This is a genomic window from Mycobacterium cookii, from assembly GCF_010727945.1.
Taxonomy (GTDB): Bacteria; Actinomycetota; Actinomycetes; order Mycobacteriales; family Mycobacteriaceae; genus Mycobacterium; species Mycobacterium cookii.
On sequence record NZ_AP022569.1, the window covers coordinates 5,192,060 to 5,217,433 of the forward strand.

Genomic DNA, 25,374 nt, shown 5'->3' on the forward strand with positions numbered 1-25,374 from the left:
CACATCTGGGGTGAGCATGCCCCACAAGGTGTCGGCGTTGATCACCGTCACCGGTCACGACAAGCCAGGCGTGACATCGGCGCTCTTCGGGGTCCTCTCCGGCTACAAGGTCGAGTTGCTCAACGTCGAGCAGGTGGTGATCCGTGGTCGGCTGACGTTGGGTGTGCTGGTGTCGGCGCCCGCGGAAGTGGCTGGCGGCAAGGCATTTCACGACGACGTCGAGGCGGCGATCCACGGCGTCGGCCTCGACGTCACCATCGAACGCAGCGACGATCTGCCGATCATCCGTGAACCGTCGACACACACCATCATGGTGCTCGGCCTGCCGATCACGGCCGAGGCGTTCGGCGCCGTTGCCCGCGAGGTGGCCGCCCTCGGCGTCAACATCGACCTCATCCGCGGCGTCTCGGACTACCCCGTCACCGGACTGGAGTTGCGGGTCTCGGTGCCACCCGGAGTGGGCGGGCAGCTGCAGGAGGTGTTGACCCAGGTGGCCGCCGACGCGGGTGTCGACGTGGCGTTGGAGGACTACAGCATCGCGCGACGGGCCAAGCGGCTCATCGTGTTCGACGTCGACTCGACGCTGATCCAGCAGGAAGTCATCGAGATGCTCGCCGCCCGGGCCGGCGCCGAGGAGGCTGTCGCCGCGATCACCGAGGCCGCGATGCGCGGCGAGCTGGACTTCGCCGAATCGCTGCATCAGCGGGTCGGGACTCTGGCCGGACTGCCCGCCGAGGTGCTCGACGAGGTCGCCGAAGACGTGACGCTGACCCCCGGCGCGCGGACCACGCTGCGCACGCTGCGGCGGCTGGGCTATCACGTCGGTGTCGTCTCCGGCGGTTTCCGGCAGGTCATCGAACCGTTGGCGCATGAGCTGATGCTGGATTTCGTCGCCGCCAACGAGTTGGAGGTCGTCGACGGCAAGCTCACCGGCCGGGTCGTCGGGGCGGTCGTCGATCGCGCGGGTAAAGCCAAGGCGCTGAGGGACTTTGCGCATCAGGTCGGGGTGCCGATGGCGCAGACGGTCGCCGTCGGCGACGGCGCCAACGACATCGACATGCTGTCCGCGGCGGGCCTGGGTATCGCGTTCAACGCCAAACCCGCGCTGCGCGAAGTCGCCGACGCGTCGCTGAGCCACCCCTACCTGGACACCGTGCTGTTCCTGCTCGGCGTGACGCGCGGCGAGATCGAGGCTGCCGACGCGCTCGACGGCGTGGTGAGGCGCGTCGACATCGAGCCTGACTAAACGGCGGCGGTGGGGGTGCGGCACGATGGTCGAGTGGCCGATCAGACAAGCGAGGCAGTCGACCCCGACCTGCTGATCGACTTCACCGACGTGTCGTTGCGGCGCGACGGGCACACCCTGGTCGGGCCGGTGACCTGGTCGGTCGAGCTCGACGAGCGTTGGGTCATCATCGGGGCCAACGGCGCGGGCAAGACGTCGTTGCTGCGCATCGCCGCGGCCGCCGAGCACCCCTCGTCCGGGGTCGCCTACGTGTTGGGGGAGCGTCTCGGCCGGGTCGACATGTCCGAGCTGCGCTCCCGGGTGGGGTTGAGTTCCTCGGCGCTGGCGCAACGGATTCCCGGCAACGAGGTGGTGCGCGACCTGGTCGTCTCGGCCGGTTATGCGGTGCTGGGTCGCTGGCGGGAGCGCTACGAGGACGTCGATTACCACCGCGCGGTCGACATGCTGGAAAGTCTCGGGGCCGAGCACCTCGCGGACCGCACCTACGAAACCCTGTCCGAGGGCGAGCGCAAGCGAATCCTGATCGCCCGCGCATTGATGACCGACCCCGAGTTGCTGCTGCTCGACGAGCCGGCCGCCGGTCTGGACCTGGGTGGGCGCGAGGAGCTGGTGTCGCGGCTGGCCGACCTGGCCGCCGATCCCGATGCGCCCGCGCTGGTCCTGGTCACCCACCACGTCGAGGAGATCCCGCCGGGGTTCAGCCACTGCATGCTGTTGGCCGAGGGAGAGGTCGTCGCGGCGGGTTTGTTGTCCGATGTCCTCACCTCGGACAACCTGTCCGCGACGTTCGGCCAGTCGATCGTCGTGGACGTGATGGACGGGCGGTACTTCGCCCGGCGTACCCGCACCCGCGCGGCCCACCGGAGGCGCTGATGACTGACGAACCGCTTGTCCCGTTGCCGGTGCGGCCGGCCGCGACCGTGATGCTGGTGCGCGAGGACGCACAGGGTGCGGAAGGTCTAGAGGTGTTCTTGATGCGACGGCATGCCGGGATGGAATTCGCCGCCGGCACAGTGGTATTCCCCGGTGGCGGCGTCGACGACCGCGACCGCAACGCCGACATCGCCTGGGCCGGGCCGCCGCCGTCATGGTGGGCGGAGCGGTTCGGCACCGACGTCGAGCTGGCCGAGGCGCTGGTATGCGCTGCCGCTCGCGAGACATTCGAAGAATGTGGTGTGCTGTTCGCCGGCCCGGCCGACGACCCGAACGGCATTGTCAGTGACGCGTCGGTCTACCGCGAATCGCGACTGGCGCTGGCCGACCGGACGCTGTCGTTCGCCGACTTCCTGCGTCGGGAAAACCTGGTCCTGCGGGCCGATCTGCTACGGCCATGGGCGAATTGGGTGACGCCCGAAGCCGAGCGCACCCGCCGCTACGACACCTACTTCTTCGTCGGAGCGCTGCCGGAGGGCCAGCGTGCCGACGGGGACAACACCGAATCCGACCGGGCGCAGTGGGCGACGCCGCAGGCGGCCGTCGCGGAGTTCGAGGCCGGGCGTTGCTTCCTGCTGCCGCCGACCTGGACGCAGCTCGACTCGTTGAACGGCCGCACGGTTGCCGACGTGCTGGCCGTCGAGCGTCAGATCGTGACCGTGCAGCCGAATCTCGAAATCGACGGCGACAACTGGATTTTCGAGTTCTTCGACTCTGACCGCTATCACCGCGCCCGCAAAGCCGGCGGACTCGGGTGGCGGCATTGACCGAGTTCGTCAGCGTCCACCTCAGCGCAGACCGGCCCGGCATCGGCACGCTGGTGCTGTCGCGGCCGCCGACCAACGCGCTGACCCGCCAGGTCTACCGGGAAATCGCGCACGCCGCCGCCGAGGTCGGCGGCCGCGACGACATCGCGACCGTGATTCTGTTCGGCGGCCACGAGATTTTCTCCGCCGGCGACGACATGGCACAACTGCGCACGCTGGCCGCGCCGGAAGCCGAGAGTTGGCTGGCCGTGCACCGGGAGGCCGTCGACGCCGTCGCGGCCATCCCCAAGCCCACCGTCGCGGCAATCACCGGATACGCGCTGGGCGCCGGCCTGGGTTTGGCGCTGGCCGCCGACTGGCGGGTGAGCGGCGACAACGTGCGGTACGGCGCGACGGAGATTTTGGCCGGCTTGGTCGCCGACGGCGACGGCATTGCGCGACTGGCCCGCACGGTCGGGACCAGCAGGGCCAAGGAGTTGCTGTACAGCGGTCGATTCTTCGACGCCAAAGAGGCGCTGGCCTTGGGGCTGATCAACGAGATGGTGGCGCCGGACGACGTATACGACGCCGCGGCGGCCTGGGCGGGCCGCTTCGTCGACGGACCCCGTGACGCGCTGGCCGCCGCGAAGGCCGGCGTCGATGCCGCCTTCGAACTACCGGCCGCCGATACAACTTAGAGGAATCTGAGAAAACCTCGGATTCACGCAGGGGCGACTCATTACGATGGGCTGATCTTCGGCACAGGCCGCCGCAGGCGCGCAATCGGGATGGGTTCAGCCCTCGGGGCGTTCGTCGCCTTCGGGGGTGTTGCGATGCCGACCGCGCACGCCGACGACTTCGGTCTCGGCGACCTCGTGAGCAACCTCGTCGTCAGCGCAGCGTCGGCCGACCAAGCTGTCGCGGCGAGTGCCGAAACACTCTCCGCGACAGGGCTTTTCCAGCAGTACATCTACGACCCGTTGCACGCGAGCGTAGAGAGCTGGATCAACAGCACGTTCGGCGAGCAGGTCGACCATCTGCTCAACACCGCGTCCGGGCAATTCCTGATCGGCAACGGTGCCGATGGAACACAGGGCGATCCCACTGGCGGTGCCGGCGGCCTGTGGTTCGGAGACGGCGGCAACGGCTGGGACAGCGACCAGCCCGACGTCGGCGGCGGCAACGGCGGCGACGCGCTCGGTTTCTTCGGCAACGGCGGTGACGGGGGATCGGGCGGCGCGGGAGCGGCCGGCGGTGACGGCGGTGGCGGCGGTTCGCTGTTCGGCATCGGCGGTGACGGGGGCAATGCCGGCGGCGGCGCTTCGGAGTCCGGACTGCCCGCCCTGGGCGGGGCGGGCGGCGATGCCGGTGCATTCGGCGTACACGGCGCGGTGGGCGACTACGGCGTACTGCCTGCGAGCCCGACACCGGGCGGCCTGACCACCAGCGGCGACTGGCTGACCAACAGCGACGGCCAGGTGGTGATCCTGCACGGGCTCAACGAGGTGTACAAGGTGGCGCCCGGCGAGCCGTCGGCGGACGGGTTCAGCAACGACGACGCGGCGTTCCTGGCCGCCAACGGCTTCAACGCGGTGCGGGTCGGCGTCATCTGGTCAGACCTCGAGCCCCAGCCCGGCGTCTTCAACGCCGCCTACCTGAACTCGATCGAACAAACCGTCCAGACCTTGGGCAACCACGGGATCTACAGCATTATCGACTTTCACCAGGACGCCTACAGCAGCGCGTTCGGCGGTGAAGGTGCCCCGGACTGGGCGGTCCACACCGACGGCGGAGCCAACCCGTCGCTGCCCTTCCCGCTCAACGACTTCTTCAACCCCGCGGCGAATCAGGCCTGGGATTCGTTCTGGGGCAACGTGGACGCACCCAACGGGATCGGCCTGGAGAACAGCTACTCCCAGATGCTCGAGTATGTCGCCCACGCTCTCAACGGAAACTCCAACGTTGCCGGATTCGAGCTGATCAACGAACCGTCGCCGGGGACGCAGCTACTGCCGAGCCTGCTCGGCAGCGCGCACTTCGATGCACAAGAGCTGACGCCCTTCTACAACCAGGGCGCCGACGCGATCCGGGCGGTCGACCCCAGCACGCCGATCTTCTACGAGCCGAGTCTGGTCTTCGACGCCGGCGTCCCGACTCACCTCGGCACGGTGGACGCGACGGGCACAGTGTTCTCCTTCCACGACTACTGCGAGTTCAGCCTCGGCGCGCTGGGTTGCCTGCCCAGCGTCGGCGGGATCGTCGGCAACGCCGAGCATTACGCGCAGGCGCAGGGCATCCCGGCGTTCATGACCGAGTTCGGCGCCACCAGCGACCAGGCCCAGCTCGCGGGCCCGCTGCAAGGCGCAGACCAGCATCTGATCGGCTGGACGGAATGGGCCTACTCCGGACAAGGTGACATCACCACCAGTGCGAACCCGCCGAGTTCGGAATCGTTGGTGTACAACCCCGAGCTGCCCCCAACCGGCGCCAACGTCAACACCGCGAACCTGGACACCCTCGCCGAGCCGTACCCGCAGACAATCTCGGGCACCCCGGATTCCTATTCGTTCGCCAACGGCACCTTCCAATTCAGCTACTCCACCCAGGAGGCCGACGGCCTGGGCAGCTTCCCGGCCGGATCGCTGACCACCATCGCGGTGCCCGCCGTCGAATATCCGGACGGCTACCAGGTCAGCGTCACCGGCGGCGAGGTTGTCTCGGCCCCGAACGCGGCGGACCTGGTGATCAGCTCGAACGCCGGTGCCAGCGCAATCACGGTCACCGTGACCCCCGCCCAGTAACCGGGATGCCCGCGGACCCCGCCGGCCGATAGGCTGGGCCACCATGACCAGTACCGACCCGGCTCCGCAGCCGCACGCCACCGCCGAGCAGGTTGAGGCCGCCCGCCTTGACAGCAAACTGGCCCAGGTGCTCTACCACGACTGGGAAGCTGAGAGCTACGACGAGAAGTGGTCGATCTCCTACGACCAACGCTGCATCGACTACGCCCGGTCCTGCTTCGACGGCATCGTTCCCGACGACGAGTTCCAGCGCCTGCCCTACGACCGCGCTCTCGAATTAGGTTGCGGCAGTGGATTTTTCCTGCTCAACCTGATCCAGTCCGGGGTGGCGCGGCGCGGATCGGTCACCGACTTGTCACCGGGGATGGTGAAAGTCGCCACCCGCAACGGGCAGGCGCTCGGCCTGGATATCGACGGCCGCGTCGCCGACGCCGAGCACATCCCGTATGACGACGACACCTTCGACCTCGTGGTCGGACATGCTGTGCTGCACCACATTCCCGACGTCGAACTGTCGCTGCGCGAGGTGATGCGAGTGCTGCGACCCGGCGGACGGTTCGTCTTCGCCGGCGAGCCCACCACCGTCGGCAATCAATACGCCCGCAGGCTGGCGGACCTGACCTGGAATCTCACCATTCGCGCGGTAAAGCTTCCCGGTCTGGGTGGCTGGCGGCGCCCGCAGGCCGAAATCGACGAGAACTCGCGAGCTGCGGCCCTGGAGTGGATCGTCGACCTGCACACGTTCTCGCCGGCCGATCTGGAGAAGATGGCCACGCGGGCCGGCGCCGTCGACGTCGACACCGCCACCGTCGAGTTCACCGCGGCGATGCTCGGCTGGCCGGTGCGCACCTTCGAGTCGACCGTGCCGCCGGGCAAGCTCGGCTGGGGCTGGTCACGGTTCGCGTTCGGCAGTTGGAAGACGTTGAGCTGGGTGGACGCCAACATCTGGCGTCACGTGGTGCCGAAAGGCTGGTTCTACAACGTGATGATCACCGGGGTCAAGCCGTCCTGAAGTTCAGCCTCGAGGACGTTGCTTATCTGACGTCGGACGAGGGTTCGGTTGCACTGGCCGCCGTGGAGGCCCGTCCGCTGACCGACCGCGTCAGCGAGATCGCCTCGCTGCGAACACAATTCGGTGATCGCACGCCGGTGCTGGTCGAGACGGTGTTGCTGCGCCGCCGCGCTATCGCGAAGCTCACCGAACTGCCCGGTAGCGCCGGCTGGCTGTTGACCGACGACGCCCTGCAGCAGGCCAGTGCCGCAATGGTCGCCCTGCATCGGGCAAGACGACTGCAGGGCAACATGATTCACGATGTGACGTGCTCGATCGGCACCGAGCTGGCGGCGCTGCGGGCGGAGAGCGTGTCGGCGGTCGGCAGCGACATCGACCCGGTACGGCTGGCGATGGCGCGCCACAACCTGCGCGACAACACACTGCTGTGTCGCGCCGACGCGCTTCGGCCGGTCACGCGGGGTGCCGTGGTGCTGGCCGATCCGGCTCGCCGCAGCGGCGCGCGCCGGCGCTTCGACCCCCGCGCCTACCAGCCCGCGCTCGACGCGCTGATCGATGCCTACCGTGACCGGGAAATCGTCGTCAAATGTGCGCCGGGCATCGATTTCGATGCCGTGGCCCGGCTGGGATTCGACGGCGAAATCGAGGTGACCTCCTATCGCGGATCGGTGCGGGAAGCCTGCCTGTGGTCGGCGGGTTTGGCCGAGCCGGGGGTGCGCCGACGGGCCAGCATCCTGGACCGCGGCGAACACTTCACCGACGCGGAGCCCGATGACTGCCCGGTGCGGGCGCCCGGCCGATGGATCGTCGACCCGGACGGCGCGGTGGTGCGGGCCGGTCTGGTGCGTCACTTCGCCGCGCGGTATGGCCTGTGGCAGCTCGACCCGCACATTGCCTACCTGTCCGGCGACGAGTTGCCGTCCGGGCTACGCGGCTTCGAGGTCCTCGATCAGCTGGGCTTCGACGAGCGACGGCTGCGTCAGGCGCTGGGCGCGCTCGACTGCGGCTCGTTGGAAATCCTGGTCCGCGGCGTGGATGTCGATCCCGATGCGCTACGCCGCCGGCTGGGTCTGCGCGGTAGCCGGTCATTGGCGTTGGTGGTCACCCGGCTCGGATCGGGCACGGCGGCGCGGGGGACCGCGTTCGTGTGCCGTCCGTCGCGCTAGGGCTACGCAACCGCGAAAAATAGGGAATATGCCTCATGGTGTTCTAGACCGCACCCGGTCCAGCCGGAGGGCCCCCGTAGAAGCAGCGCGCGGGCTCGTCCGGATGTCCTGGGGCCGCCGGGCAAGGGCCGTTCGGCAGGCAAAGATAGGGCGATTGCCCCATGTGCTGAGACGGGTCAGCCCCGCAGACTTAGACGAGCGCGCCGGCGGGCCGGCTCGGCTACAGCGAAGCATTACCGGGACATGATGTAGCTGCTGTGGCTTGGCCGCCCCCGGTTGCGCGAACATCCCAATCCCCTCGGCAGTGGTTGACGGTTTTTCAGGACCTCCTGGCGGTTCGCGTTGAGAACACAGCGCGACACCGCCGGGATTCTCGGTTGGCTCACGAGTAAGACATCGCCAATTGCGCTGATCGCAACTGCCATTCGGCATTAGTTAAAGGGTGGCTTTCCTGCCGTTTCCGCACACGCTACTCGGCATTGGTGTGTGCGAGCCGCATCCGAAGGCGGCGTTCTCGGCAAAGGATCGCGACCCGCAGCAATTGGCTGCCAGACCGGGAAGTCGCGCCCTTCGCCTTGGGAGATACTCGATGCTTGTTTATCGGTCGCTACCGCTCCGATAATCCAGCTGAATAATCCGAGCAGCCGAACATAACCTAAGGCCAAACGCCTAGTTCTCTCAAGTTCAGGTTAAGGTTTTTTCAGCTTCAATCGCCAGCGCGGCCGTACTGTAGACCGGCCATATCCAAAAAAGCCCTACGTTGAGCCTTAGTTTCGAGCCTGACCAATACCGTCGGCATCTTTCTCGCATAAGTGGCCGTGTGCATTTTTTCCGGCTTATCAGACTTTGTTCGAACAAAATTGACGTAGTTGCATAAGCTGTCAGCACTCAGTGCGGTGGACGCTGACAGAACACGCACCTGCGGTGCGACGGGGGAAAGGCTTTTCGATGAAGAGGACTGTTGCGGTGGCCCGGTTGGGGCTAATTGCCTTGGGGTTGGGTATCGGCGGCGCGTTCGCCGCAATACCGGGGACGGCGTCGGCCGACTCATCGGACTGGCTCGCCGCCGTCGACGGTTTTCTGAGCGGTGTTGCCGTGCCGGCCGCCTCTGATGCGTCGTCGGGTTTGAACCTGGCCATCTCGTTCGACGGGGCAACGCTATACCAGGACGGCACGGCCTACGCCTATACCGGCGACAATGGCGACATCGCGATCGCCAACGGGGCCGGCGCGCACGCCTATGCCTTCGGCACGAACAACTACGCCAGCGTCGACGGCACCGACTCCACCGCCGTCGCCGGCGGCTATGACCAGGCGACAGCCGGCACCTCGGCCGACAACACTGCCTTCGCCTTCGGCAACAACGACACGGCGTTCGCCGGAACAACCGACGCCGCCAATCCCGGCAGCTTCAACTACTCGATCATCTTCGGCAATGGTGACGGTGCCTACTCGGGTGGCACCGAGGCGGGTGCCGGTAGCTACGACGGCGCCTACGTCGAGGGCAACAATCTCGCGACGGCCTACGCCCAGGGCGGGAACCATCTGCTCGACCTCGTGAAGTTCTACGGTGACGGCGCCGGGTCGGGCACCGCGGCGGCGACCGATCTGCTGGGCAGTGACCCGTCGGGCGCCTTGGCCGACGGCAACGCCTTCTGGACGGATCTGTTCTCCGGCGACACTGCGGGTGCGCTGACGGCCGGCCACGAATTCTGGGCGGACATGCTGACGGCATTCGACGGCGGAAGCCTGGCAGCGGACGCCGGCAACCTCTGGACCGACGTCGCGTCGCTGTTCTGACGCGCGCAGCCTGCCAGGTCGGCGGTCACCGTTAGGGAGGACGGTGGCTGCCGACCTGCTTGCGCGTTCACCCGCATCGAGCTACCGCAGTCGGTGGCGACGCGCTGCCATGGGGGGCGGGTAGGCTGGCCGGACGGCATTTCGGCCGTTCCCAGTCTGCGAGGACAAGTCACCGATGCGCATGATGATGTCGGCCGCGCTGATAGCGGCCGGAGCCCTGCTGGGCTGGTCCGGCGGAGCGGTCGCGGCGGCTGACTCGGCCTGCACCAGCTTGGGCGGCGAACTCCAGGACGAGCAGACGTGCCACGTACGCATCTCCACCGCCAGCTACACGCTGCAAATGATGTTTCCGACCGATTACCCCGACCAGGCGCTGACCGATTTTCTGAGCCAGAACCGCGACGGGTTCGTCAACGTCGCGCAGACCTCGCCGTCGCAGACATCCGGCGCCCGCGAGGTGCCCTACCAAATGGAAGTCACCTCTGAGCAGTACCACTCAGGCCAAGCCCCCGCGGGAACCCGCAGCGTCGTGCTGAAGGTGTTCGAGGATCTCGGCGGCCCCCGTCCGTCTACCTTCTACAAGAGCTTCAACTGGGACGTCGCCGGCCAGAAGTCGATCACCTTCGACACCTTGTTCGCGCCGAACACCAAGCCGCTGGACGCGATCTACCCGATCGTGCAGCGCGAGGTGGGCAAGCAGACCGGGATCGGCGCCGCCATCCTGCCCGGCTCCGGCCTCGACGCCTCGCACTATCAGAACTTCGCGATCACCGACGACGAGCTGATCTTCTACTTCGCGCCCGGTGAACTCCTGCCGTCACTGGCCGGGGCAAGCCAAGTCCACGTGCCGCGCACCGCCGTTCCGCCGCTGGCGGTCAAGACCTAGACCGGGCCGGCCAGCGATTCCATCGCCCCGGCGCCGAATGCCAACGCCACCTGGGCGATGCACCCGATCAGCGGGACCACCCACGCGACCCGCTTGCGGACCACCCGGAACAAGGTCAACGCCACGTCGGCCAGTAGAAGGACGCCGCCCGCCCAGGCGCCCAGGTGCATAGCCCGGTCGAGCCACGCCGGATCGCCACACTTCTGATAGCCGCACGAGTCGGTGCCCATCACCAGCAGTCCAAGCACTACGAAGGTGGCGCCGTACAACCCGAAGTGGACGATCACCAGCACCACGGTCGCCAGCACATCGCCGATCTGCCGTCGCGAGGCGCCATCGGACTGCTGAGCCGGCGACGACTGCGCGGCTGGGTCATTCGCCATGGCCACCATCCTTATCGAGCCGATGGGCTACGGGCAATCAGTTCGGCGCGAAGCTATAAACCTGGCCGTCGCTGGTGGCGGCGACCACTCGGCGATCCCGCCCGATCGAGACGCCGACGGGAAAGCCGGTCGCCTCGGGCAACCGGTAGCTGTTGAGCGTGTGGCCGCTGCCGGGCTCGAACGCCAGCAACGTCATGCCGCGCTCGCCCTGGCCAGGGCCCCCGGTCACGACCGCGTAGCCGACGCCCTGGCCGGCCAGGCTCGACGTCGACAGCGGGCTGACGTCGTTGCGGCGCCAGATCTCCTGGGCGTGGTTGCCGGCGTCCTTGAACGCGACCAGTCGGGTGTCCGGCCCGCCGCCCGAGACGATCAGCCCGCCGGGCGTCACCGATGGCGGTGTCTGCGCGAGGAACTTCAGCGGAACCGACCACTTCGCCTTGCCGTCGGCGGCATTGAGTGCCCACAGCCGCTGATCGCGTCCATTCACGTAGACCGTGGACCCGTCGCTGGACAACACCGGGCTGGCCAGCACGCCGTCACCGACCGCACTGCTGGTCCACTCTCTGGTCAGCAGCGGGGTTTGGCCCGGGTGGTACTTCAGGCCGACCAGCACTGCCGCTGGGGCCTCGGGCTCCCACAGGCTCAGCACGATCATCCCGGTGGCCGCCGAGAACGCCGGCGCCGCGGCGACCGGGCAGCCTGCCTGCGCTGTCGCGCAGTCGGAGAGCCCACGGGTGAAATCGCTCGGATCGACATCGTTCACCAGGTCGACCGAATTGCCGACGACGACTCCGCGATGGCCGTCGAAAACCTGAACCTGTCCCAGGTGGGTGGCCACCAGGAGTTGACCGTGGCCGAGAACCCTTGGCGTGGTGGGCATTCCCATCACCGGGCGACGCCAGCGGATCCACTGCGTGACCGGAAACGACAGGATCGCGCCGGGCTGACCGACATAGAGGTTGTCGAAGCCGTCGAACAACGGACCGCTGGTGCCGCCGCCCTGGTACAACCGGGTGCACCAGCGCTGTCTGCCGTTGTCGTCGTTCTCCCACTCCATCAGCGAGCAGCCGCCCGGGGTCTGCGCGTTCGCCGCGAGCCAGTTGCGTGAACTGAGCGAGACGGACGCCGCCAGCGAACCCTTGACCGAACGGGTCCAGCGCAGTGCCAGTCGGCCGCTGCCCGCTGTCGGGCTGTAGCTGCTGTTGGCCGCGTCGCCGTACTGCGCGGGCCAGCCCTGCGCCGGTACCGTATCGACCCACGAATCGGTGTTGCCGCAACTTGCCAGGGCGACGGTCAGGACGATCGCCGACACCAGGGATGACCAACGCCGCACGCTGCGAGGGTAACCCGCGGCGGCGTTGCCAAGGCTTATTGCCCGCTTCGCCGTGCCCGACGGGGCGGCGCTAGGCTTTCCGGCCATGACGAGCATGTGGGGTGCCCCGATCCATCGCCGCTGGCGGGGCTCCAACCTGCGCGACCCACGCCAGGCCAGGTTCCTCACGCTGGCCTCGCTGCGATGGGTGTTGCGCAACCGCGCGTACACGCCCTGGTACCTGGTGCGCTACTGGCGATTGCTGAAGTTCAAGCTGGCCAACCCGCACATCATCACCCGCGGCATGGTGTTCATCGGCAAGGGCGTCGAGATCCACGCGACACCTGAACTGGCGCAGCTGGAAATCGGTCGCTGGGTGCATATCGGCGACAAGAACACCATCCGCGCGCACGAGGGATCACTGCGCTTCGGTGACAAGGTGGTGCTGGGCCGCGACAACGTCATCAACTGCTATCTGGACATCGAACTCGGCGATTCGGTGCTGATGGCCGACTGGTGCTACATCTGCGATTTCGACCATCGGATGGACGACATCAACGTGCCGATCAAAGACCAGGGCATCGTGAAGTCGCCGGTGCGCATCGGCCCGGACACCTGGGTCGGTGTCAAGGCGACGGTGTTGCGCGGCACGATCATCGGCCGGGGCTGCGTGCTGGGCTCGCACGCCGTCGTCCGCGGCGACGTGCCGGACTTTTCGATCGCGGTCGGGGCACCGGCCAAGGTGGTCAAGAATCGCCAGCTCGCCTGGGAGACATCGGCCGCGCAGCGCGCCGAACTCGCCGCGGCGCTCGCCGACATCGAACGCAAAAAGGCCGCGCGCTAGTTCATGTCCTGGTAGCGGCGCAGCGCTTCGCTGCGTTCGGCGCCGTGATCGACGATCGGCTCGGGATACTCCGACGGCCGCGCACCTTTCGTCAGGCGGACATCGTCGACGTCGGTGAGCTCGTCCACCCAACGCCGAACGTAATCGCCTGCGGGATCGAACTTTTCGGCCTGCGTGGTCGGATTGAACACCCGGAAATACGGCGCCGCGTCGGTGCCGCAGCCAGCCGCCCACTGCCAGCCGTGCTGGTTGCTGGCCATGTCGCCGTCGACCAATTGATCCAGGAACCACCGCGCGCCCCACTGCCAGGGCAGGTGTAGGTCTTTGACCAAGAACGACGCGGCGATCATCCGCACCCGGTTGTGCATGAAGCCGCTGTCGCGCAACTGACGCATCCCGGCGTCGACGATCGGGAAACCGGTCTTGCCGGCCTTCCAGGCCTCGAAGCGCTGCTCGGCCTTCTTGCCGGTATCGATCTCGATGGCATCGAAGTCGCGGTTCCAGTTGCACCAGCTGCTGTCCGGCCAATCATGCAACACCGAGGCATAGAAATCACGAAATGCCAACTCGCGCAGGTACGCTCGCGGGCCTGCGCGACGCTGATCCAAGTCGGCGGCCATCGTGCGCGGGTGAATGGTGCCGAATTTCAGATGCGCCGACATCCGGCTGGTGCCGTCGTGGTCGGGCCGGTTGCGGTCGTCGCCGTAATCCTCCAGCGCCGTGTCGACGAACTTCTTCCACTGCCGCTTCGCGGCGGCCTCGCCGGCGGACAGGTCCAGCTCGACGCCCGGGTCGGGGATCTCCACCTGCATGGCGCGCTTGCCCAACTGTTTCGGATCGACCCACTGCGCCGCTTTCGGGCCGGATTTCGCCGCCGACCGCCAACCCATTTCCCGCCAACGGCCGAAGAACGGGGTGAACACCTTGTAGGGCTCGCCGTTGTCTTTGGTGACGCGCCCCGGCGACACCAGGTACGGCGAGCCGGTGGCCACCAGCGGCACGTCGCCCAATGCCGACCGCACCCGGTCGTCGCGGCGCCGGCCGTAGGGCGCGAAGTCCTCAGAGATATGCACCGACGGCGCCTCGATCTCCTTGGCTATGGCCGGAATGCGTTCCTCGGGCCGCCCCCGTGTCACGAGCAGCCGCCCGTCCAGGTCGTCGCGCAGGTGTCGCAGCGAGTCGCACAGGAACTGCATCCGACGGTCTCCCGACGACGCCTCCAAGCGCGGGTCGAGCACGAAACATGCGAGCACGTCGTCACTGTCGGCGGCGGCCCGCAGCAGCGGCGGAAGGTCGCGCAGTCGGAGATCGCGACGGAACCACAACAGCGCGGGCATCAGTCAAACATCAATCTCATCGGCGGTTGAGTACCCAGATATGGACCGACATTGCGGTGGCAAATGCGCACCAGAGTGGATACGGCAACAGTGCGGCGCCGGCACGCGGATCGGCTGCCGCCGTCCGCCGGGTCAGGTCGGCGCTACTGGCTGCCAGCACCACCGCACCCACCGCTGAAGCGCCGAGCTTGTTGTACTTGAAGAACACCCAGCTCCAGCCGGCGTTGAGGATCAGGTTGGCGGCCAGCGCGACGATGTACCTGCGCGCTTCGTCTCGGCGCCCGGTGGAGCGCAGCCGGTCGATCGCCGTCGCGGAGGTGATGGCGATGTCGGTGTACAGCGAGGTCCATGCGATGGGGAACACGCCGTTGGGCGGCACGTATGCGGGTTTACGCAAACGTGAATACCACTGGGTGATTCGGGGCTGGCTGGCCACACTCCCGAGTCCTGCGGTCGCCCCGACGGCGAGACTGGTGGCGGCGAGAGTCTGTTTGTTCACGAGAGTTCCCTTCGACGACGACAGAATTCTTTCAGTCATTTAAGTATTAATCAACTGAAGTAACGATGGAAAGCGGATAAACTGCACATTGTCATGGGCTCTGACGAGGCCGCCGGCGGCCGAGCCGCTCTCGAGTCGCAGATTTCGGCGGATCTGCGGGTGTTGACGGCCGAATCCGAACAGATCGGCCGAGTTTTCGCTGCCGCGCATGACGTACGGCCCACCGACTTTCGTGCTCTGCTTCATGTCATGGTCGCCGAAACGGCGGGCACTCCGATCACATCAGGCGAACTGCGTCAGCGCATGGGGTTGTCCGGAGCGGCCATCACGTATCTGGTGGACCGGATGATGGCGTCCGGCCACATCATCCGGGAATCCGACCCTGCGGACCGGCGGAAAGTCATTTTGCGCTACTCCGACGCCGGGTCGGCGACCGCAAAATCGTTCTTCGCTCCGCTGGGCGCGTACACCCACGATGCGATGGCAGACTTGCCGGACACGGACCTGGCGTCGGCAAGCCGGGTCTTCAGCGCGCTGATCGAGGCGATGCGCCGATACCAGGACCATCTTGTGTCGTCGAAATCGCCAGTGCAGCGCCCGAACTGACGTGAGAGGGGGTGAGGTGCCGTGTCAACTGATTCGAACGGGATGACAACCCGCAAGCGACGCCACATCGACGTATGTCTGGACGAGCGGGTCGCGTATTCCGGTGTCACGACCGGTCTCGAGCGATATCGGTTGCCGTACAACGCGCTGACGCAGACCAGCCTCGCCCACGTCGACCTGTCCGCTCGCTTTCTCGGTGTCGGCCTGCGGGCCCCGATCCTGATCGGCGCGATGACCGGCGGTGCCGAATTGTCCGGGACCATCAACAGGAACCTCGCCGCGGCTGCCCAGCGACTGGGACTGGGGATGATGCTGGGCTCGCAGCGCATCATGCTGGACAGCGCGCTCGGGGAGGAGGCGGCGAGCAGCTTCACCGTCCGTGACCTCGCGCCGGATGTGTTGTTGATCGGCAATATCGGACTGGCACAGCTGACGGTGGCTGCGATCGACGACATTTCGAATGCGTTGAAACGGGTCGGCGCCGATGCCCTTGCGGTACATACCAATCCGCTGCAGGAAGCCGTTCAGCACAACGGCGACGGAGACTTCTCCGGTTCGGTGGACCGGCTCCGCGAGGTCGCCGCTGCGCTGGAATACCCGGTGTTGCTCAAGGAAGTCGGGCACGGGATCGGCAAATCGGCGGTCACCGAGTTGATCGGGTCGTCCGGCGACGTGCCGGTGGCCGCGATCGACGTCGCCGGCGCCGGCGGGACGTCGTGGTCGCGCGTCGAACAACTCGTCCGCTACGGCGAGGTGCGCTACCCCGATCTCGCCGATTGGGGCATTCCGACCGCGCGGGCGATCGTCGAGGTGCGCGAGGCGCTGCCCACCATCCCGCTGGTCGCTTCCGGCGGCGTCCGCACCGGCATGGATGCCGCGAAAGCCCTCGCGCTCGGCGCCGACGTGGTCGCGATCGCGCGACCGCTGCTGGCCGCGGCGATCGAATCCACGGAGGCCGTGGCGGATTGGCTGCAGCGCTTCATCGACGAGCTACGCATCTGTCTGCACGGCGCAGGCGCCGCGGATCTGTTGGCGCTGCGCCATGTCGGCGTCACGCCGATCCCGTAACCGCGGCTGGTCGTCGGATATGGCAGTCATCCTGGCGTATGGCTCTCCGTCGCTCGGGCACCTGTTTCCGCTCGCTGCGCTGCTGAGCGAGCTGGTCGGGCGCGGACATCAGGTACATCTGCGGACGATGTTGTCCGGAGTCGGTAAAGCACGCGCCGCGGGCATCAACGCCGAGCCGGTCGACTCGCGGATCGAAGCCATCGTTGCTCCGGACTGGCTGGCGCGAAATGCGTTGGATGTGTTGAGGATGTCGATCGATGTCTTGTGCCGACGGGCGGAACTGGAGGTCGACGATCTGCGCGGCGCTATCGAGCAGGTGCAACCGGACGCCGTGATCGTCGACGCGAACTGTTGGGGCGCAATGTCGTTGGCCGACGCCGGCGATACACCCTGGCTGGTGTTCTCGCCGTTCACGCCCTATCTGCGGTCTCCGGGCGTGCCGCCGTTCGGCCCGGGCCTGCGGCCGCGGGCCGGCGTCGTCGGCCGCGTTCGGGATGCCGCTTTCCGGCCGTTCGTGACGCATCTGTTCGACCGGCGAATGTTGCCTCGGGTGAACGCTGTTCGGGTGACGGTCGGCGCGCCGACGGCCAGCTCGGTCGACGAGCTGATGCGGCGGGCGCCGTTGTTGCTTGCCGTCGGTGGTGAGCCGTTCGAATATCCGCATCCCGGATGGGGCGATGCGGTGCATCTGGTCGGCGCGTGCGTGTTCGAACCCGGTCCCGCCTCGCTGCCGGACTGGGTCGCGTCGATCGATCGGCCGATCGTGTTGGTCAACACGTCATCGATCAAACAGGCCGATACCGTGCTGGCCTGCACCGCGCTGCGGGCGTTGGCCGACGACCCGGTCCACGTCGTGGCGACCTTCCCGGCCGGAGTGCCGCACGGGCTGGCCGTCCCACCCAATGCCACCGTCCGCCAGTTCGTCCCGCACAGCGTGGTGCTCGATCGTGCCTGCTGCGCCATCACCCACGGCGGCATGGGCACAACGGTCAAAGCGCTGGACCGCGGTGTGCCGGTCTGCGTTGTCCCGTTTGCGCGAGACCAGGCCGAGGTCGCGCGACGGGTGGAGGTGGCGCGCTGCGGCGTCCGGTTGCCGGCCGACAAACTCGACGTGACTGCGTTGCGTGATGCCGTGCGCTCGGCGATGACGATGACCGACGGTGCCCGCCGGGTGGCCGCGGGCTTTGCCGCGACCGGCGGCGTGGGGCGGGGAGCGGACTTGATCGAAGCGCACCTGGTTGCGCCGGTTGTCAGCAGCGCAGGGGAGTAGCCGTTCGGAGGCTTACACGAAACGTGTTGAGGCTTAGTGTGTTTCCGCGGCAGCGGCGTGTTCGGTCCGGGCTTTCGGTGGTTGGGCAACGAGTTCGCTTTCGAACGTCGACATCGCGGCGATCATCGCGGTGAATACCCGATGGGCGGCAACCAAGTCTGGGTCGGGCAGGTCCGCGAGCGCGCCGCGTAGGTGGACGGCGAGCGGACTGAAGAACCCGTGCGCCAATTCCATGCCACTTGCCTCGTATCGGAGGAGGGCTTTACGGCGGTCGCCGGGATCTGCTTCGCGTCGGACGTGGCCGGCCTCGATCATCCGGTCGACGAGGTAGGTGATCGCGGCCGGCGAGACGTCCATCCGCTGCCGCAGCTGCGCCATCGTCAACGGCTTCCCGGCGGTTTCGGCAACCATGACGTGCAGCAGCGCATGAAAATCATTGCCACTGACGTCGTTCTGGCGCGCGAAATGCCGTCCAATCCGATCGGATTGTGCCGTCACCGCCCGCATATCGGCCGACATCAGCTTCTCGAGCTCTGGCCTGCTGGGAGGTGAACTTTCCGTGCCCCGCTTAGTCACCTGGCCGCATCCTTCTTAGAAAATCTTAAGTAGCGTATCGGAAAGCTACTGGATCAGCGACGATACATCAGTACGTGGCCGAAATTTCATCTTTGCGCAGTGACGCCGGCGTTGGCGATGTTGCCTCGCGTTGACCCGGTGCAGATCTGAGTTGCGTTGCCGCACAGTGATGTTGAAGTCTCAGCTCGGGTCTTTCGCCGCCGTCGGGCGTTCATCGCTTACGATCCGCTGAGCGATATGAATGATCTGTGTGTTGGATCCCTGCGACATCTGCCTGAGCATCTCGAAGGCTTCATCGGCATCGATGTCGAAGCGCTCCATCAGCCTGCCCTTGGCTTGGCCGATGATATCCCGGGAAATGATGGCGCTGCGGAACTGCTGGTCACGGCGCATCATGTTCCACACCAGCGCGGTGTGCGTGGCGAAAATGAGCCCTAGATCGACCGATCCGTCATCGAAGGCGTTGACCGGTTCGGCGTAAAAGTTGAGTGCGGCCGTCGTTCCGCCGTCCTTGAACATCCCGTACGAAAGGATAGATCGGATCGGTGTCTGTTTGAGCGCCTCCTCGCGGTAGAGCGGCCAACGCTCGTCGGTGTCGAGGTTGTCGATGAGGACGCTGTTTTGCAGAGCGGCGGCGGTCAGACACGGACCCTGCTGACAGCGACTCTGAATTTCGTCGAGCATAACGGGATAGCGATGAGTAGCGGCCGCGGTCTGACTGCGCCGCCGCTTCTGGGTCACGGTGATGCCGGCGTACTGAGCGCCCGGCACCGATTTGGCTGCGCCTTCGATCAGATCACGCAGCAACGCCGGTGTGTCGAACGATGCCCGCTGGTGGAGTTCGGCGACGAGATGCGTCGCCTTCAAGAACATCGCGGTTTGCGAATTCACCGGAAGTCGTTTCAGATCAATCTTTTTCGCGTCGCAACGCGTCGGGCTTGTGCACCGCATCAGCGCCGGTCTTCGCACTCTTGACCCGATACTGCGGCTCATCCTTGGAAGCCCGCACCTTGCGCCCTGCGGTGGTGGTGTCGTGGGTGATCTTGTCCTCGATCGTCCCGTCGACGGTCTTGCCGTGACTCTTCCACTGGACTTTGTCGCCCCTGCCGAAGTCGTTCTCAGCCATCGCATGACCTCCGGATGTCGCCTCTCAGCCCTGATCGGTGGCCGAACACCGACGAATCCGCGGACGGCCGCATTCGCCAGGACTTCTGATTTTGTACTATAAACTTAACTATTAAGCTTGTGAAGAAGATGTGACGTACTCTTCTGGATCGCCGAGGCCGCTATGAAAAGACGCCTTAACCAGGGCCGCGCGGGGTATACCGGCACTATCGCTATCTGAGCGGAGGAGTACGCAATGCGCTGCGTTGTCTTCGGTGCCACCGGTTATCTCGGTGCCCGGCTGGTCCCGGAATTACTGTCAGCGGGTCACGACGTACGGGTCATGGCTCGTACACCCGCAAAGCTCGACGACGTGCCGTGGCGCGCCGAGGTCGAGGTGGTCGAGGGCGACGTCACCAAGAGCGATCAGGTGCGCCGGGCGCTCGACGGCCAGCAGGTCCTCTACTACCTGGTGCACTCGATGCTGGGCGCGAACTTCGTCGACGTCGATGCCCGCGCCGCCTCGATCGTCGCGGACGCCGCCGCCCAGGCCGGGCTGTCCAGGATCGTCTATGTCGGCGGCATCATTCCCGACCAGCAACTGTCCGAGCATCTGGCGTCGCGTGAGGAAGTCGGTCGGTTGCTGCGCGAGTCGGGTGTTCCCACGGTCGAATTGCGGGCGGCGGTCATCATCGGCGCGGGCTCGGCCAGTTTCGAGATGCTGCGGTATCTCACTGAGCGGCTCCCGCTCATGGTGACACCGAAATGGCTGCGCACCCGGGTGCAACCGATCGCGGTGCGCGATGTGCTGTACTACCTGACGAAATCGGCGGAATTGCCCGCCGATGTGAGTCGGCCGTTCGATATCGGCGGACCCGACACCTTCACCTACACCGAGATGAGCCGTCGATACGCGGCGATTGCGGGCCTGCGCAAACGGATCGCGATCCCGGTCCCGGTGCTGACCCCGCGGCTCTCGTCGCACTGGGTGAACCTGATCACCCCGCTGCCACGGTCGTTGGCGTCGTCGTTGATGGACTCACTGGAAAACGATGTGGTGTGCACCGAACACGACATTGCCGAGCACATTCCCGACCCCGACGGCGGCCTGATGCGTTACGAAGACGCCGTACAGCTTGCCCTGGCCCGGGTGAGCGACGGGGAGTTGCACACTCGATGGTCGCGGCCGGGCAACGACGACGGGCCGTCACAGCCGCTGCCCACCGATCCGGCCTGGGCCGGCGGCTCGTTGCACGATCACGTGATCGAACGCCGAGTCAACGCCGATGCCGAAACACTGTGGGGCGTCTTCGAATCGATCGGCGCCAAACACGGCTGGTCGGCCGCACCCCCTTCCTGGGCGCTGCGTGGCTGGATCGGCCGGCTCACGGGCGCGGCCAAGGTCGGCCTCGGTTCGGCTGCGGCCCATCCCCTCCACGACGGTGACTCGCTGGACTGGTGGCGGGTGGAGCACATGGATCGCCCGCATCTGTTGCGGCTTCGCGCCGACGTCTCACTGCCGGGTCGGCTGTGGCTGGAGCTGTCGGTGCACGAGGACGGCGACGGCGGATCGTCTTACCGGCAGCGTGCAGTCTTCCAGCCGTACGGCCTTCCCGGTGAGGCGTTTTGGGCAGCGTCCGCGCCGTTTCGGGCTGCGGTATTCGGCGGCATTGCCCGCGACATCACCGCGCATGCCCGCGGCGCTGACGCTTCCGCGCGAGCATGATCCAAGAGACGCCGGCCGCGCAGAACGCCAATGCCTGCGCTGCGCCGGTCCGCTGTTCTGGATAGAACTTCCCGTCGACGTAGCGGTCGATGAAACCCGACTCGGGCAGCAGATCCATGCCGGCACGCATCCGCAGCCGCTGTTCCAGTTCGGTGAGCGGACAAGGCAATTCGAACACCACCACGCCGATGCCCCAGAGGACCACCGGAATGTGCAGGGCGATGCTGCGCGGCCAGCGCAGTGCCAGAAATCCGCCGCTGGGCAGGTAAGCCAGGTAGGCCAGGTGCGCACCGACGGTGAGACCGACAGTGGCCGAACGCATCAGGTGTTACCGGCGCGCAATTGGTAGCGGCGTTCGGCGTAGGCGAGGTCGTCTTTCCACAGCCGCGACGCGGCGACCCGCATCAGCCCGGTGATCAGCGGCGCGGCGTGGCGTGCCCGCTTGAAACCGGTCCGGTCGGAGTGGGCGACGACGGCTTCGATCACCGCGGTGCGCGGTCGGTTGTCCGGTCCCAAACCAATTGGGGTGGCGTGAGTTTCGACGACACTGCCGCTTCCCTCGCCGTCCAGGATGCGCATCACGATGGTGCGTGCTTCCGGGCTGGTGAACTCCGCGACCGTGGGTACGCCGACGCGACCGATCCGGAAGGTCACCGCGACCAGGAAGCGGTCGGCCTCGTCGGTGGGAGTGGTCAGCACTTCGAGGCGGGTGAACGAGTACGGGTGAAACCACGCGCCGTGCCACGGGTCGAGGCGGTTGGCGATGATGTCGGCGGGTTCGCAGGTGCCGACCAGGCGGGTGACGGCGTCCAGCGTGTCACCGGTCGGTCTGGCCGGGATCACCGGTTGATCCAGTGGAGTTTCGCCGCCGACGCCGTCGAGCCGTACCCAGGCGAGCACACCGTCGTCATGGCTGGGCACTGTGCGCCAACCGAATTCGTCGGTGTCGGCCTCGAGGCAGAGTCCGTGCCAGCGACAGATCAGGGCGCCGTCCTGCACGGCCGCGGTGGCGAGGTCGGCACCGAGGTGCGGGCAACTGCGCGGTCCGACGCGTAGCCGAGCGTCCCGATCGCGCCAGGCGACCAGTTCGACGCCGGCGACCCGGGTACCCGACGGTCGGTTCGACCGGATGTCGCGGCTCGCGGCGAACGCGTACCAGTTGCCGGTCGGCCTGCGTTGCGACCGGTCCAGCGCGGCGTCGATGATCGCCGGTGACGCCTCGCGGTATGTCGGGCGCTGCTCTGCCCACGCTACCGGTGGAATCGCTTGCAGCGGCCAGTCTTTCGGCCAGCGTCGCCGCACACTGTCGCCGATGCTCATCGTCGCGGACGCCTTTCTCGACCGGCAAGGAAGCGCAGCAGCGCTAACCGGCCCTGGGTCGGTACCGTATCCAGCGTATGTCCGGCGAGACCCCACTGCGCCAATATCTGGTTGGCGGCGGTCCATCCGGTGGTCGCCGCACGCTCCATCAGCGCGACCGGCAGGTCGATACGTACCCCGTCGCCGGCCAGCAGCAGGCCGGGCAGCGGTGTGGTCACGCCGGGGCGCTGCGCGTGCGTGCCCGGTGCAAACAGGGGACAGTCGCGGTGATACAGCATCTGCTCGTAGACCACCCGCGCCTCGACGGTTTCCGGGTACAGCTCATGCAGCCGGCTCAGCATCGCGGTCTGTGGCTGGGCGGATTGCACTGCGTAAGAATGTAATTCGACAACCGAACCGCCGTGTTGCGCCACCCAGTTGGCGGCCTGTCGTTCGTAGCGGTCCAGGATGCTGATGTTGTCGAGCGGTTCGTGGCCCGCGGTGCCGAGGAACGCGGCGCGATTGGCGGCGACCGGACGGTCCAACCACAGCCGATGCACCATGAACGGCGGGGCGGTGCGCAGTTTCTTGATGCGCGCGCGCCACATGTCGTCGCCCAACCCCGGCGAGGACGCCACGATCCGTTGCAGGCCGCCCACGTCGGTGGCCAGGACGACGGCATCGGTGTCCAGGCTTTCGTCGGCGTCAGTGTGCACGCGGAACTTGCCGGCATGGGCGATGCTGTTGACGGCGCTGCCCAGATGAAACCGGACCCCGCGCTCGGTCAGGTACTGTTGCAACGGCTGCCACAGCGCGGTATTGAAGTTGTCGTTGGCGACGTCGAAGATCAAGCCCTCGTTGGAGCCGAGGAAATAGATGTGGAACATGGTGGCCAACTCCGCCGCCGACAGGTCGGCGGGGCTGGCGAAGAAGCTGCGGGAGAAGACTTCGAACGCCAGATGACGTGCGGCCTCCGGAAAATTGATGCTCTTCAGGAACGTCTCGGCGTCGATGTGGTCCAGCCGGTGATAGATGTCCGGCAACGACACCGCGCCCAGCGGCGCGGCAGCGCGGGCATCGATCCGGGCCAGGTCGCTGAACCGGAAAGTGGGGCTGCGCAACGCGAATACCAACGCGTTCCACGGCGGGGTGTGCGGTAGCCCGCGGAAGCTGTCGCGTCGGCCCGCGCCGTCGATGAGCGGGTAGTCGTCCAGCGGTGTCAGCATCGACAGCGTGGGGTCGATGCGGCCCAGCAACGCCCGCAGGTTGTAGTACTGCCGGAAGAAGGCGTGGAAGCCGCGGTTCATGCCGACCTCGACGCCGCGGTATTCCTCAGTCCAGCCGCCGACCCGCCCGCCCAGGTAATTCTCGCGTTCGACGAGGTCGACGCCGACACCGCGTTCGGCCAGGCCGGTCGCGGCGGCCAGCCCGGCGATGCCGCCCCCGACGACGACGGCCCGCGGCTGCGACGACAGCGCCGCGGCGCTCGGCAGGCCGGGCGCCGCCGGAATCGTGTGGCGTTTGCGGTCGGTCATCGCGGCGCATCCCCGAGGAAGGTGTGCGCGATGTTGGTTTCCCAGCCCGGCATGGTCTCGCTGTGCACCCCGGCGAAACCGGCGTCACGCAGCCGCTGGCGGAATTGCTGTGCGCCGTCGAACGTCACCACGCTGCGCCACAGATGCCGGTACAGCGTCGCGTCGCCGGTCTGGCGCCGGCCGGAGGGAATGATGATGGCCCAGCACACCGCGTGCCACACCAAGGTGGCCAACCGGGAGTCGCGCACCGAATAGTCGTGCACCGCCAGCGTCGCGCCCGGAGCCAGCAGATCGCGCAGCGCTCGCAACTGAGTGTCCGGATCGGAGAGATTGCGGATCAGGTACGCCGCCAGGATTCCGTCGAACGGACCGACGACACCGTTCTCGGCGAGCCCCTCGACGGGGGAGTGCACGAACCGCACCGAAGGGGGCCAGGACTTGGCCCGCGCTTCGTCGAGCATCCCTGCGGAGGCGTCGACGGCGACTATCTCGGCATACGGGGCGACGCTCAGCAGCGCGGCCGTCGACGCGCCGGTGCCGCAGCCCGCATCCAGCAGGCGCAGGCCCCGTCCGCGGTCGGGCAGACGCAGTCGTTTTGCCGAAAGCCGAAGGTGCTCATGGTATCCCGGGCTCGCACCGACGAGCCGGTCGTAGGCCCGCGCGCCGACGTCGAACGCGGCCGGCACGTCAGCGCGGGGCAGACCGGTGTTACCGACGCTCACGCTGTCGCTCCCAGAGCAGCAGCACCGCGGTGACCAACGCGAAGCCGAACAGAAAGTCTTCGATCGGGATGTCGAACGGAAACCGGATGCCGGAGGTCTGACGGTTGTCGTAAATCACGATCGGGGCGCTGAGCTTGGTCAGCCAGCCGTCGGTCAGGATCTGGAACCCGACGACGATCAGCATCGACAGCCAGTAGGCCGGTCGCCGAAACAGACCGGTGCGCAAGGCCGTCAGCTCGAGCGCGCAGACAATCAGCACCGACACGACGGCCGGTGCGGTGTAGCCGAGGCCGGTCATATGCGCCGCTCCTCTGCATCGCTGCGCTCTGCCTCGTCGCCGGCGGTCATCTGCGCCGCTCCTCTGCATCGCTGCGCTCTGCCTCGTCGCCGGCGGTCATCTGCGCCGCTCCTCTGCATCGCTGCGCTCTGCCTCGTCGCCGGCGGTCATCTGCGCCGCTCCTCTGCATCGCTGCGCTCTGCCTCGTCGCCGGCGGTCATCTGCG

The 25,374-nt window shown here is 67.0% G+C and carries 26 protein-coding genes; 14 read left to right on the forward strand and 12 right to left on the reverse strand.

From position 1 onward, the window contains the following. Positions 1-16 precede the first annotated feature (16 nt). From serB to G6N27_RS24450, 9 genes are all read left to right on the forward strand, one after another. The gene (gene serB / locus G6N27_RS24410) at positions 17-1,246 is read left to right on the forward strand and encodes a phosphoserine phosphatase SerB (RefSeq protein WP_163782302.1); all 1,230 of its coding nucleotides are present in this window, start codon (positions 17-19) and stop codon (positions 1,244-1,246) included. A 15-nt stretch (positions 1,247-1,261) separates the two neighbouring features. Next, entirely contained in the window at positions 1,262-2,119 is an 858-nt protein-coding gene (locus G6N27_RS24415; RefSeq protein WP_163782304.1) for an ABC transporter ATP-binding protein, read from the forward strand. After that, a complete protein-coding gene (locus G6N27_RS24420) occupies positions 2,119-2,946 on the forward strand; it encodes an NUDIX hydrolase (protein ID WP_163780924.1) in 828 nt (275 codons plus the stop codon). Before G6N27_RS24415 ends, G6N27_RS24420 begins: the two co-directional genes overlap by 1 nt. Further along, positions 2,934-3,623, forward strand: coding sequence for an enoyl-CoA hydratase (locus tag G6N27_RS24425; protein ID WP_163780925.1), 690 nt, complete (start codon positions 2,934-2,936; stop codon positions 3,621-3,623). The genes G6N27_RS24420 and G6N27_RS24425 overlap by 13 nt, the downstream gene beginning before the upstream one ends. A gap of 135 nt (positions 3,624-3,758) precedes the next feature. Next, positions 3,759-5,726: a cellulase family glycosylhydrolase gene (locus tag G6N27_RS25585; RefSeq protein ID WP_269474237.1), complete on the forward strand. Its 1,968-nt coding sequence runs from the start codon at positions 3,759-3,761 to the stop codon at positions 5,724-5,726. A gap of 43 nt (positions 5,727-5,769) precedes the next feature. Then, on the forward strand, positions 5,770-6,738 hold the full coding sequence (locus G6N27_RS24435; RefSeq protein WP_163780929.1) for a class I SAM-dependent methyltransferase: 969 nt from the start codon (positions 5,770-5,772) through the stop codon (positions 6,736-6,738). Further along, positions 6,696-7,904, forward strand: coding sequence for a THUMP-like domain-containing protein (locus tag G6N27_RS24440; RefSeq protein WP_232065184.1), 1,209 nt, complete (start codon positions 6,696-6,698; stop codon positions 7,902-7,904). Before G6N27_RS24435 ends, G6N27_RS24440 begins: the two co-directional genes overlap by 43 nt. A 948-nt stretch (positions 7,905-8,852) precedes the next feature. Next, positions 8,853-9,704 carry a hypothetical protein gene (locus G6N27_RS24445; RefSeq protein ID WP_163780931.1) on the forward strand — a complete coding sequence of 284 codons (852 nt, stop codon included), beginning with the start codon at positions 8,853-8,855 and terminating at the stop codon, positions 9,702-9,704. Positions 9,705-9,879: 175 nt separating this feature from the next. Further along, positions 9,880-10,590, forward strand: a complete 711-nt coding sequence (locus G6N27_RS24450) for an esterase (protein WP_163780933.1) — start codon at positions 9,880-9,882, stop codon at positions 10,588-10,590. Here G6N27_RS24450 and G6N27_RS24455 read toward each other — a convergent pair. Together G6N27_RS24455 and G6N27_RS24460 are read right to left on the reverse strand one after the other, a co-directional pair. Beyond that, positions 10,587-10,973: a DUF6264 family protein gene (locus G6N27_RS24455; RefSeq protein WP_163780935.1), complete on the reverse strand. Its 387-nt coding sequence runs from the start codon at positions 10,971-10,973 to the stop codon at positions 10,587-10,589. The genes G6N27_RS24450 and G6N27_RS24455 overlap by 4 nt on opposite strands. Before the next feature lie 37 nt (positions 10,974-11,010). Continuing rightward, positions 11,011-12,306 carry an outer membrane protein assembly factor BamB family protein gene (locus tag G6N27_RS24460; RefSeq protein WP_372512948.1) on the reverse strand — a complete coding sequence of 432 codons (1,296 nt, stop codon included), beginning with the start codon at positions 12,304-12,306 and terminating at the stop codon, positions 11,011-11,013. Between the two features lie 85 nt (positions 12,307-12,391). Here G6N27_RS24460 and G6N27_RS24465 point away from each other — a divergent pair, with 85 nt between their 5' ends. Further along, entirely contained in the window at positions 12,392-13,129 is a 738-nt protein-coding gene (locus tag G6N27_RS24465) for an acyltransferase (RefSeq protein ID WP_163780939.1), read from the forward strand. Here G6N27_RS24465 and G6N27_RS24470 read toward each other — a convergent pair. Together G6N27_RS24470 and G6N27_RS24475 are read right to left on the reverse strand one after the other, a co-directional pair. Then, complete coding sequence (locus tag G6N27_RS24470) at positions 13,126-14,466, reverse strand: cryptochrome/photolyase family protein (protein WP_163780941.1); 1,341 nt, start codon at positions 14,464-14,466, stop codon at positions 13,126-13,128. The genes G6N27_RS24465 and G6N27_RS24470 overlap by 4 nt on opposite strands. Positions 14,467-14,482: 16 nt before the next feature. Then, on the reverse strand, positions 14,483-14,965 hold the full coding sequence (locus G6N27_RS24475) for a TspO/MBR family protein (RefSeq protein WP_163780943.1): 483 nt from the start codon (positions 14,963-14,965) through the stop codon (positions 14,483-14,485). Positions 14,966-15,058: 93 nt separating this feature from the next. On the opposite strand from G6N27_RS24475, the gene G6N27_RS24480 reads away from it, so the two are divergent. From G6N27_RS24480 to G6N27_RS24490, 3 genes are read left to right on the forward strand one after another with little or no spacing between them, the layout of a single operon-like run. Then, positions 15,059-15,571, forward strand: a complete 513-nt coding sequence (locus G6N27_RS24480) for a MarR family winged helix-turn-helix transcriptional regulator (protein WP_163780945.1) — start codon at positions 15,059-15,061, stop codon at positions 15,569-15,571. 42 nt (positions 15,572-15,613) lie between these two features. Next, positions 15,614-16,639 carry a type 2 isopentenyl-diphosphate Delta-isomerase gene (gene fni, locus G6N27_RS24485; protein WP_163782308.1) on the forward strand — a complete coding sequence of 342 codons (1,026 nt, stop codon included), beginning with the start codon at positions 15,614-15,616 and terminating at the stop codon, positions 16,637-16,639. A 19-nt stretch (positions 16,640-16,658) separates the two neighbouring features. Beyond that, positions 16,659-17,909: a nucleotide disphospho-sugar-binding domain-containing protein gene (locus G6N27_RS24490; protein WP_163780947.1), complete on the forward strand. Its 1,251-nt coding sequence runs from the start codon at positions 16,659-16,661 to the stop codon at positions 17,907-17,909. Between the two features lie 33 nt (positions 17,910-17,942). On the opposite strand, the gene G6N27_RS24495 is transcribed toward G6N27_RS24490, so the two are convergent. The 3 genes from G6N27_RS24495 to G6N27_RS24505 form a co-directional block, all read right to left on the reverse strand. After that, entirely contained in the window at positions 17,943-18,485 is a 543-nt protein-coding gene (locus G6N27_RS24495; RefSeq protein ID WP_372512947.1) for a MarR family winged helix-turn-helix transcriptional regulator, read from the reverse strand. A gap of 180 nt (positions 18,486-18,665) precedes the next feature. After that, positions 18,666-19,358 (reverse strand): GAF and ANTAR domain-containing protein, encoded by a 693-nt coding sequence (locus G6N27_RS24500; RefSeq protein ID WP_163782312.1) that lies wholly within the window; start codon positions 19,356-19,358, stop codon positions 18,666-18,668. 34 nt (positions 19,359-19,392) lie between these two features. Then, positions 19,393-19,611 carry a hypervirulence associated TUDOR domain-containing protein gene (locus G6N27_RS24505; RefSeq protein ID WP_163780948.1) on the reverse strand — a complete coding sequence of 73 codons (219 nt, stop codon included), beginning with the start codon at positions 19,609-19,611 and terminating at the stop codon, positions 19,393-19,395. 234 nt (positions 19,612-19,845) lie between these two features. Here G6N27_RS24505 and G6N27_RS24510 point away from each other — a divergent pair, with 234 nt between their 5' ends. Further along, entirely contained in the window at positions 19,846-21,315 is a 1,470-nt protein-coding gene (locus G6N27_RS24510; protein ID WP_163780951.1) for an SDR family oxidoreductase, read from the forward strand. Here G6N27_RS24510 and G6N27_RS24515 read toward each other — a convergent pair. From G6N27_RS24515 to G6N27_RS24535, 5 genes are read right to left on the reverse strand one after another with little or no spacing between them, the layout of a single operon-like run. Next, a complete protein-coding gene (locus tag G6N27_RS24515) occupies positions 21,272-21,637 on the reverse strand; it encodes a DUF2784 domain-containing protein (RefSeq protein WP_163780953.1) in 366 nt (121 codons plus the stop codon). The two genes, G6N27_RS24510 and G6N27_RS24515, sit on opposite strands and share 44 nt — an antisense overlap. Further along, positions 21,637-22,635 (reverse strand): DUF5914 domain-containing protein, encoded by a 999-nt coding sequence (locus G6N27_RS24520; RefSeq protein ID WP_163780954.1) that lies wholly within the window; start codon positions 22,633-22,635, stop codon positions 21,637-21,639. The genes G6N27_RS24515 and G6N27_RS24520 overlap by 1 nt, the downstream gene beginning before the upstream one ends. Next, the gene (locus tag G6N27_RS24525) at positions 22,632-24,149 is read right to left on the reverse strand and encodes an FAD-dependent oxidoreductase (RefSeq protein ID WP_163780956.1); all 1,518 of its coding nucleotides are present in this window, start codon (positions 24,147-24,149) and stop codon (positions 22,632-22,634) included. The genes G6N27_RS24520 and G6N27_RS24525 overlap by 4 nt, the downstream gene beginning before the upstream one ends. Then, positions 24,146-24,871 (reverse strand): class I SAM-dependent methyltransferase, encoded by a 726-nt coding sequence (locus G6N27_RS24530; protein ID WP_163780958.1) that lies wholly within the window; start codon positions 24,869-24,871, stop codon positions 24,146-24,148. Before G6N27_RS24530 ends, G6N27_RS24525 begins: the two co-directional genes overlap by 4 nt. Then, positions 24,858-25,169: a lycopene cyclase domain-containing protein gene (locus G6N27_RS24535; protein ID WP_163780960.1), complete on the reverse strand. Its 312-nt coding sequence runs from the start codon at positions 25,167-25,169 to the stop codon at positions 24,858-24,860. The genes G6N27_RS24530 and G6N27_RS24535 overlap by 14 nt, the downstream gene beginning before the upstream one ends. Positions 25,170-25,374 lie beyond the last annotated feature (205 nt).

What these genes read in the sequence shown, in the direction of transcription:
- serB (WP_163782302.1), top strand. Translation starts at nt 17, where the DNA reads ATGCCCCACAAGGTGTCGGCGTTGATCACCGTCACCGGTCACGACAAG.
- G6N27_RS24420 (WP_163780924.1), top strand. Translation starts at nt 2,119, where the DNA reads ATGACTGACGAACCGCTTGTCCCGTTGCCGGTGCGGCCGGCCGCGACC.
- G6N27_RS25585 (WP_269474237.1), top strand. Translation starts at nt 3,759, where the DNA reads ATGCCGACCGCGCACGCCGACGACTTCGGTCTCGGCGACCTCGTGAGC.
- G6N27_RS24435 (WP_163780929.1), top strand. Translation starts at nt 5,770, where the DNA reads ATGACCAGTACCGACCCGGCTCCGCAGCCGCACGCCACCGCCGAGCAG.
- G6N27_RS24445 (WP_163780931.1), top strand. Translation starts at nt 8,853, where the DNA reads ATGAAGAGGACTGTTGCGGTGGCCCGGTTGGGGCTAATTGCCTTGGGG.
- G6N27_RS24450 (WP_163780933.1), top strand. Translation starts at nt 9,880, where the DNA reads ATGCGCATGATGATGTCGGCCGCGCTGATAGCGGCCGGAGCCCTGCTG.
- G6N27_RS24455 (WP_163780935.1), bottom strand. Translation starts at nt 10,973, where the DNA reads ATGGCGAATGACCCAGCCGCGCAGTCGTCGCCGGCTCAGCAGTCCGAT.
- G6N27_RS24465 (WP_163780939.1), top strand. Translation starts at nt 12,392, where the DNA reads ATGACGAGCATGTGGGGTGCCCCGATCCATCGCCGCTGGCGGGGCTCC.
- G6N27_RS24470 (WP_163780941.1), bottom strand. Translation starts at nt 14,466, where the DNA reads ATGCCCGCGCTGTTGTGGTTCCGTCGCGATCTCCGACTGCGCGACCTT.
- G6N27_RS24480 (WP_163780945.1), top strand. Translation starts at nt 15,059, where the DNA reads ATGGGCTCTGACGAGGCCGCCGGCGGCCGAGCCGCTCTCGAGTCGCAG.
- fni (WP_163782308.1), top strand. Translation starts at nt 15,614, where the DNA reads ATGACAACCCGCAAGCGACGCCACATCGACGTATGTCTGGACGAGCGG.
- G6N27_RS24490 (WP_163780947.1), top strand. Translation starts at nt 16,659, where the DNA reads ATGGCAGTCATCCTGGCGTATGGCTCTCCGTCGCTCGGGCACCTGTTT.
- G6N27_RS24500 (WP_163782312.1), bottom strand. Translation starts at nt 19,358, where the DNA reads ATGTTCTTGAAGGCGACGCATCTCGTCGCCGAACTCCACCAGCGGGCA.
- G6N27_RS24505 (WP_163780948.1), bottom strand. Translation starts at nt 19,611, where the DNA reads ATGGCTGAGAACGACTTCGGCAGGGGCGACAAAGTCCAGTGGAAGAGT.
- G6N27_RS24510 (WP_163780951.1), top strand. Translation starts at nt 19,846, where the DNA reads ATGCGCTGCGTTGTCTTCGGTGCCACCGGTTATCTCGGTGCCCGGCTG.
- G6N27_RS24515 (WP_163780953.1), bottom strand. Translation starts at nt 21,637, where the DNA reads ATGCGTTCGGCCACTGTCGGTCTCACCGTCGGTGCGCACCTGGCCTAC.
- G6N27_RS24520 (WP_163780954.1), bottom strand. Translation starts at nt 22,635, where the DNA reads ATGAGCATCGGCGACAGTGTGCGGCGACGCTGGCCGAAAGACTGGCCG.
- G6N27_RS24525 (WP_163780956.1), bottom strand. Translation starts at nt 24,149, where the DNA reads ATGACCGACCGCAAACGCCACACGATTCCGGCGGCGCCCGGCCTGCCG.
- G6N27_RS24535 (WP_163780960.1), bottom strand. Translation starts at nt 25,169, where the DNA reads ATGACCGGCCTCGGCTACACCGCACCGGCCGTCGTGTCGGTGCTGATT.